7 protein-coding genes and 2 pseudogenes are annotated in these 7424 nt (G+C 37.5%); 8 read left to right on the plus strand and 1 reads right to left on the minus strand.

The features are described 5' to 3' along the window. Positions 1-252: 252 nt before the first annotated feature. Positions 253-939, plus strand: coding sequence for a recombinase family protein (locus ACTNDQ_RS14990; RefSeq protein WP_441064958.1), 687 nt, complete (start codon positions 253-255; stop codon positions 937-939). Between the two features lie 901 nt (positions 940-1840). Further along, entirely contained in the window at positions 1841-1972 is a 132-nt protein-coding gene (locus ACTNDQ_RS14995) for a hypothetical protein (RefSeq protein WP_441064959.1), read from the plus strand. A 157-nt stretch (positions 1973-2129) separates the two neighbouring features. On the opposite strand, the gene ACTNDQ_RS15000 is transcribed toward ACTNDQ_RS14995, so the two are convergent. Further along, a complete protein-coding gene (locus ACTNDQ_RS15000) occupies positions 2130-2645 on the minus strand; it encodes a DUF2798 domain-containing protein (RefSeq protein ID WP_441064960.1) in 516 nt (171 codons plus the stop codon). A 503-nt stretch (positions 2646-3148) separates the two neighbouring features. Here ACTNDQ_RS15000 and ACTNDQ_RS15005 point away from each other — a divergent pair. The 6 genes and pseudogenes from ACTNDQ_RS15005 to ACTNDQ_RS15030 all read left to right on the plus strand — a co-directional run. Further along, positions 3149-3358 (plus strand): annotated as a pseudogene (locus tag ACTNDQ_RS15005) (ATP-binding protein); the annotation flags it as partial. Between the two features lie 72 nt (positions 3359-3430). Next, entirely contained in the window at positions 3431-4132 is a 702-nt protein-coding gene (locus ACTNDQ_RS15010; RefSeq protein WP_441064961.1) for an ATP-binding protein, read from the plus strand. Positions 4133-4550: 418 nt separating this feature from the next. Beyond that, positions 4551-5873, plus strand: coding sequence for an ATP-binding protein (locus ACTNDQ_RS15015; protein ID WP_441064962.1), 1323 nt, complete (start codon positions 4551-4553; stop codon positions 5871-5873). 284 nt (positions 5874-6157) lie between these two features. Next, positions 6158-6337 carry a hypothetical protein gene (locus tag ACTNDQ_RS15020; protein WP_441064963.1) on the plus strand — a complete coding sequence of 60 codons (180 nt, stop codon included), beginning with the start codon at positions 6158-6160 and terminating at the stop codon, positions 6335-6337. Positions 6338-6413: 76 nt separating this feature from the next. Next, complete coding sequence (locus tag ACTNDQ_RS15025; RefSeq protein WP_441064964.1) at positions 6414-6890, plus strand: pyridoxamine 5'-phosphate oxidase family protein; 477 nt, start codon at positions 6414-6416, stop codon at positions 6888-6890. 115 nt (positions 6891-7005) lie between these two features. Beyond that, positions 7006-7347 (plus strand): annotated as a pseudogene (locus ACTNDQ_RS15030) (LysR family transcriptional regulator); the annotation flags it as partial. Positions 7348-7424: the final 77 nt, after the last annotated feature.

Genomic DNA, 7424 nt, shown 5'->3' on the forward strand with positions numbered 1-7424 from the left:
TATACCAAAGGATTGTATTTATGCCTTTTTTATTGGCTGAAATATTGGATTTTCAAGGTTCAGCACACCTTATTGGTGTGGGAAGTTTGAGATCTTAAGTAATAAGTACATACCCCTAAGTGTCATTTAAACATAACAACAACAAGTTTTGCATAAAAGTGTCAAAATAAGTTGACAAATAGTTATTATGACAGTATAATAACGGTATCAAAATAACTTAAGTTTAAATGACACTATAAAGGGGAAGATAGTATGTGTAAAGTATTTGCTTATATGAGAATCAGTACCAAAGAAGAAAGAGGAAAACAGAAATTTACACGACAAGAGCAAGCTATTGAGCGTTGGCAAAAAGAAAATAATGCGGAAATCACTGATAGAAGAACCTACAAAGATGATGCAAGCGGTAAGTCTTTTGATCGTAAAGCATGGAAAGAACTGGAATCTGATGTACAGATGGGCGATACTATTATATTTAAAGATGTATGCCGTTTTACCAGGGAACGTGATAACGGATATAAAAAGTATATGGAATTGCTTAATAAAGGTGTAGAAATGGTATTTATTGATAATCCGACACTTAATACTGAATACATTAAGTCGATGCAAAACTCGGCGGATAAGATGAAAGAAGAAAATATTATAGGTGGTATGACACTGGAATTTGTTATCCGGTTGTTATTGGTAACGGAATTGGATCGGGCTGAAAAAGAGCGAGAGATTACAGTAAAAAGGATTACTGATGGAATAAAAGCAAGCTCAAAGAAAAGTGGACGAAAAACCGGACAGCTGGATAAGATGACACCGGAGCTTCAAAAGGATATAGAGAAGTTTCTTACAGATCGTAGCATAAGACAAATAGACTTGATGAATAAATATCATATAAGCAGAAATACCTTAAAAAAGTATATTGAGTATATTGCAAAGAAAAATCGCATATGATATAATGCCAATAGGCGAAAAGAAATGACGAGTCCATGTGGACAAAAAGAATGAAGCCCTCAGTACTGCCAATACTGGGGGCTTCTTCTTGTTTGATTATAGTAGACAAGAAACTACTAGGTTAGTGCTGTCCTACTTGCCTCTATCTAGCCATTTGCAAACATAATAGGCGACTATGCTTGCCGTGCAGGAGACAAGGAAAGAAATGACGATTTCCATATGAACTCACCTCCTCCCGTTGCCGGGTTTCGGATGGACAACAAAAGTATTATATCATAGAACAATACGGACGGGAAGAGTAAAGATATAATTATAAATAAGCTGGGGGAGACCCTTTATAGTTGTATTGCATGAAGCAGGGTTAATGTCGCAAGGATAAAGAAAAAATAAAAAAGACTACCTATTATAAATAAAAATGCGTTTCCTACAGTGTTGGAAAATATTCTTTCGTAACACACATGTAGCACACAAAACGATGTAAAAGCTTTATTTTATAGGTTCCGCAGTTCTGCAAGCGATAATCTACAGCTTAAAAATGCTAAAAAAGCCCGGAAATATGCCATTTTCCGGGCTTTTTCTATGCCTGAAATCACCTATTCCGATGTGAAATTTGAGGAAATTTGACTTCAAATCAGCCCATTTTGATGGGTTTACAGAAGGTCATTTTGGAGGGGAAATTAGCTCCATATCCTTGACAGATTTTCGGCAAAAATCCGGCTGAAACGGAATAAAAAACAGTGTCAGATTCGTTTGATGAGTTCTGACGAATTCTGCAAAAAAATAATATCGGGTATCCTGTTACATAGAGCATTGGCTCATTCTTTGAAAACGAGAATGGGTCGAGGCTCTATTTTTTTCGCCCGAAATCCGGCGAGACAAATTTGAGTAGGAGGTAACAGGTATGACGGATTTCAATCAGAAGACCCATGATACCGATGTGAGCAGTCATGGCGGACAGTCGAGGCAGATGATGGAGGTGTTTGAGAATCAGGAGTTTGGTTCGATCCGTTTGTTACAGGAGGCAGGCAACTGATTTATATATAAGGGGGATTCCTGGATTATGAAAGACTGGTGTGTGAAAAAGATAGTTACATTTGAAAATAGAAATATGGAAAAATAAATGATAAGACCTCCTGTGTGCAAATAGATAACTCACAGGAGGCACTATAGTATACGGTATTATCAATAGATTATTCTGCAAATCCCTGCTGTTCCATTTCGTTTTCGACTTTAGATTCATTTCCTTGGTTGGTGGAGGCGAACAGGTGACGGAATATGAAGCGGCAGAACGGACCAACAACTAAGATCTGCAGTGGGTAAGCCATAATGAAATTTAGACAAATGGTCTGGAGCCAGATAAAAATCAGGTTTGAAGTGATTCCTGATGATTCGATGGTTCCAAGCAGGCTCATAAGCGGCACCATTGTACAGACTGTGAAGGTCTGGATGCAGAGGATGATGAAGATTGGTCGGTCAGTTGATTTTGCCACGCGGAATGCGAAGTATTTGGATGTTTTGCTGGCAATGAAGAATGCACAGAGAAGCCCGATGAACCATTCCAATGGGAAAGAATGCAGTGCGTGTTTGAAGGTAGCAGCCTGAAGTCCGCTGGTGTGGATGGCGACATTATAAACGCCCATGATAAAAATCATACAGCCGGATGTGATAAGGGTAAAAATGAATTCCTGAAATTTTGTTTTTGGCATAGTAAGCCCTCCTTATAAAAATAATAAAAAATTTCATATAAACACAAAAATGTCGCCTATCCGTCTGACAATGGATAAGCGACATTTTATGTCATATTTATTTTATCAAGTATTGGGGTTCAATGTCATAGGGATTTTGCACAAAATATAAATGAAAAGTAAAAGGTTCTGTGGAATCTTTAAGAAAGCCTTGCAGAATAACTAGCACTAAGCACTGACTATAACGGTCAGTGATTCTTTTTTGATTTTATAAAAAATCATCTGACATTCTTCAAGTTCCCATGTGTGATTAGTAGGAAAAATAAATTTTTCTGCGAAAGTACCGTCCAAAGATACTCTGAAACTTGCAATTAGTGAGGGAATAGTTCATTTTTGCGAAAAAAACTTGCAAAAGAGGGTTGGTAAATATATTTTCAAAAGCTTTATAGGTAGAGGAACAAAATTTTTTCATAATTTTTTAAAATCATGTCCGCTTTTATCTCTCCCAATACAGAGGTGTTAAAGAAAAGCTTGTTCCAACTGGGAGAACGTATCTCTTTCTGGATGAGGTTCAGGAAATTGAAGGCTGGGAGAAAGTAGTAAACTCCCTGGCAACGGATTATGATGTTGACCTTTATGTGACAGGCTCCAATTCCAGAATGATGTCTTCGGAAATAGCGACTTACCTGACCGGACGATATGTTTCCTTCCGTATCTATACGCTTTCGTTTTAGGAATATCTGGAATTCAAAAAGCAGTATACACAGGTAAAGGATATCCATGCTGAACTGGCAGACTATATCCGCTTGGGCGGCTTTCCTGCAACGCACCTGCGAGAGTATTCACAGGATGAGGTTTATACGATTGTCCGGGATATCTATAATTCCACGATTTTCTCGGATATCGTAAAGAGAAACCAGATTCGTAAGATCGACCAGCTGGAACGGGTGGTTCGGTACACATTTGCGAATGTGGGAAATTCATTCTCAGCAAAATCAATTTCTGATTATCTGAAATCAGAGCATCGTTCTATCGACAATGAAACGGTGTACAGCTATCTGGAAAAGCTGGAGAAAGCATATCTCCTTCATCGCTGTTCTCGATACGACCTGCGCGGAAAGGAGATTCTGAAAACGCAGGAGAAGTTTTATCTTGCCGATACCGCTTTGCGTTACAGCGCGCTGGGCTACACACCAGACAGCGTCGTGTCCAGTCTGGAAAATGTGATGTATCTGGAACTTTGCAGACGAGGATATACCGTGACGATTGGAAAAACGCCGGATGGTGAGGTCGATTTTGTGGCGCAGAAGCAGAATGACCGGTTGTATGTGCAGGTCACACAGGAGATTAAATCCGAAAAAACAGAAAAGCGCGAATATGAACGGCTGCTGGAAATCCGGGATAACTATCCGAAGTATGTTTTAAGAACCGATGAATTTGCCGGAGGCAATTACCAAGGCATTAAGAGTATGCACATTGCAGATTTTCTATTGAGTGCAGAATATTAACAACGAGGGCGGCGGTGAGCCGCCCTTTTTACATAGCCAGGTTTCTGATGGAAATTGGAGTTATATGAGGAAAAGTGAATTAGAAAATGTTTGAAATTTTTCATTATTAAATACATATATTTATAATTAAGAGAGTTACAATGCCGGTACCTTGGAAACATCGGAGACTGCAATTATGAGGGTTTTTGATAGAAAAAAGTCTTTTAATATATCCTGATTAATGATATAATACTCCAAAATGTTGATGCATGGACATTTTTATTTTCCAAAATGTTGATGTATGGACATTTTTATTTTCCAAAATGTTGATGTATATACATTTTTGATTTCTAAAATGTTGATAATGAAAAATATAGTAATTAAAAATGTTACAAAGTTGTTCTTGATAAAAATATTATTTGGTAACAGGAGGCATTTTATGTTAAAAAGAAAAGTGATGCATTACATAAAAAAATGGGTAGATTCAAAAAACAAAAAATGTCTTGTGATTCAGGGAGCCAGACAAACAGGAAAAACATATATAGTTGAAAGATTTGCAGAAGAGAACTATGAAGAAATTGTTGAAATTAATTTTAAACAGATACCTTCTGCGATGGATATTTTTTCCGGTGATCTAACAGTAGATAATATGGTTATGGCTATGCGATTTCGTTTTCCTGAAAAGAAGATTATTCCAGGAAAGACTATGATTTTTCTGGATGAGATCCAGGAGTGTCAGGAAGCAATAACTTCTCTTAAGTTTTGGGCATTAGATAATAGATTTGATGTCATTGCATCAGGATCACTTTTAGGAATTGATTATAAACGTGCTTCTTCTTATCCGGTTGGGTATGTTGATTATCTGAAAATGTATGGAATAGATTTTGAGGAGTTTCTTTGGGGAATGGGAATCTCTGAGGATATGATAAGGAATCTCTGTGGATATCTTAGTTCAAAAGCTGCTATTCCAGAGGCGATTCATTCTCAGATGATGAAATATTTTAGGCAGTATGTCGCTATAGGTGGTATGCCGGAAGCAGTTCAGAAGTATATAGATACAAAAGATTTCAGGGAGGTTGACCGGATTCAGAGAAGCCTGTTACAGGGATATCAGTATGATATAGCCCATTATGCTACAGCTGAAGAAAAGGTAAAAGCGGAGAAGTGCTACCTTTCCCTTGCGAAACAGTTATTGGATAAAGAAAATCATAAATTTCAATATAAAGAAGTTGAGCATGGAGGCAGGGCACAGAAGTATTTTTCTAGTATCGAATGGTTACTTCGTGCAGATATGTTGTATTTGTGTAAACTTGTAACAGATATAAGATTTGATCTGGATGATTATGCAAGAGATGATTTTTTCAGAGCTTATACAACGGACTTGTCGCTGCTGATGGCGATGAAAGATTTTTCCTTGAAGCAGCATATTATAGAAAATACCTTGGCAGGAAATTCCAAAGGAGGAATATTTGAATGTGCTGTAGCAGATGCTCTTCATAAGAAGGGATATCAGTTATATTTCTATAAAAATGAGACAACGAAAAAAGAAATTGATGTAATCATTCAAAAAGATGGAAAAGTAGTTCCTATTGAGGTCAAGAGTGGAAATACACGTGCAAATTCACTAAAGTCGATCATGAAAAATAATAAAGATATAAGCTATGGATATAAGTTCATAGATGGAAATATAGGAACCAGCGAAGAGGGAATAATTACATTACCGCTCTATATGATCGCTTTCTTTGATAAAGTATCAGAATAACTGTAGACAAACTTGGTGTTGGGTGTTATGCTCAGCACCAAGTTTCTTATCAAGGAGTCTTGCGTAATCTTGCTCTGCTTTTCTTAACATGAATCTTTTGCAAACACTGTCTCTGGAACAAGAGGAAGTGCTTACGAAGTATTGCTATGAAATATTTGCCAGCGGAGCAGAGACAGAAGAGTTTTCCTATCGCCTAGTGGTAAAGGATGGACTGAGATTAAAAAGTACGGTAAAATCTGTATTAGAAACGATGTTGTGAAATCTGAATTTGGAGGATAAAGCTGATGAACAGCAAAAAGATAATTATAGGAGTCACTATTGGAATAATCGCAGCAATACTTTGGAACGCTGTTTTTATAAACGTATTAAATAGCATGGCTGGAATTGGAATTGGAATATGTCTGGGTATATCTTTTGGAATATCTGGCAGTCTTATTTTTTCAAAAAAAGATAAAGATAAATGATGATACAACTTCCAAATTGTATAATTTTGAAATTAAAAAAAGGAGGAATCGTGTACGATTCTTTAGGTATTTATCTATGAGAAGAAAAGATCGAGAAGTAACAAATATTATTGAAATTCTGCAGATTATTGAAAAAGCGAAAGTCCTGCATCTTGCTTTGTTTGATGCTGATTATCCCTACATCGTTCCACTTCACTACGGATACGAATATACAGAGGGTATCTTGATTTTCTACATGCACTGCGCAAAAGAAGGGCATAAGCTGGATCTGATCAGAAGTAATCCAAATGTGTGCATTGAGGTAGAAAGTGATGTTGAGCTTATATCCGGCGGAGATGTAGCTTGCAAATACGGAGCATCATTTGCATCTGTGATTGGGCGTGGCCGTGCAGAATTAACAGAGGATGTGCAGGAGAAAATACGAGGCCTTTCGCTCTTTATGAAAAATCAGACGGGTCGTGAATTCAATATCAATGAAGAGATGGCATCGACAGTAGAGGTCATCAAAGTTGTTATCGCAGAGTTCACAGCCAAATCAAGATCGAAAGCTTAACAGCATGAGCTTTACGTTTATGCTGATTATATGAATTGTACTGATCGGTGCAGGTACGCTGATAATGGTACTATGGGATAAATCGGGAAGTTGGAAGAATAAAAAGGATGAAGAAATGACGGTTCAACAATTAAAATATATTTTGAAGGTAGCAGAAGTTGGCTCTATTACCGAAGCGGCAAAACTGCTTTTTATATCACAGCCAAGTCTGTCCAATTCCATCAAAGAAACGGAAAAAGAGGCTGGTATCACTATTTTTCTCCGCAGTAGAATCGGAATTACTCTGACAAAAGATGGTGCTGAATTTCTAGGTTATGCTCGTCAGGTGATACAGCAGATGGAACTGCTGGAGGATCGGTATGTTGCAAATCGTCCGGGGAAAGTGACATTTGGAGTATCTTCTCAGCACTATACTTTTACGGAAAACGCTTTTGTGGAGTTGGTGAATAATCCGGGGTGAAATCCATCACCTGTCCGGCGTATGGAAATCGCTAATCCGCTTAATTGGAAATCGCGTTTCCGTTAAATAGGAAA

This window comes from Blautia massiliensis (ex Liu et al. 2021), assembly GCF_052064225.1.
Taxonomy (GTDB): domain Bacteria; phylum Bacillota; class Clostridia; order Lachnospirales; family Lachnospiraceae; genus Blautia_A; species Blautia_A fusiformis.

Excerpts from the sequence above, each read along its gene's own strand:
- ACTNDQ_RS14990 (WP_441064958.1), top strand. The coding sequence starts at position 253 with ATGTGTAAAGTATTTGCTTATATGAGAATCAGTACCAAAGAAGAAAGA.
- ACTNDQ_RS14995 (WP_441064959.1), top strand. The coding sequence starts at position 1,841 with ATGACGGATTTCAATCAGAAGACCCATGATACCGATGTGAGCAGTCAT.
- ACTNDQ_RS15000 (WP_441064960.1), bottom strand. The coding sequence starts at position 2,645 with ATGCCAAAAACAAAATTTCAGGAATTCATTTTTACCCTTATCACATCC.
- ACTNDQ_RS15015 (WP_441064962.1), top strand. The coding sequence starts at position 4,551 with ATGTTAAAAAGAAAAGTGATGCATTACATAAAAAAATGGGTAGATTCA.
- ACTNDQ_RS15020 (WP_441064963.1), top strand. The coding sequence starts at position 6,158 with ATGAACAGCAAAAAGATAATTATAGGAGTCACTATTGGAATAATCGCA.
- ACTNDQ_RS15025 (WP_441064964.1), top strand. The coding sequence starts at position 6,414 with ATGAGAAGAAAAGATCGAGAAGTAACAAATATTATTGAAATTCTGCAG.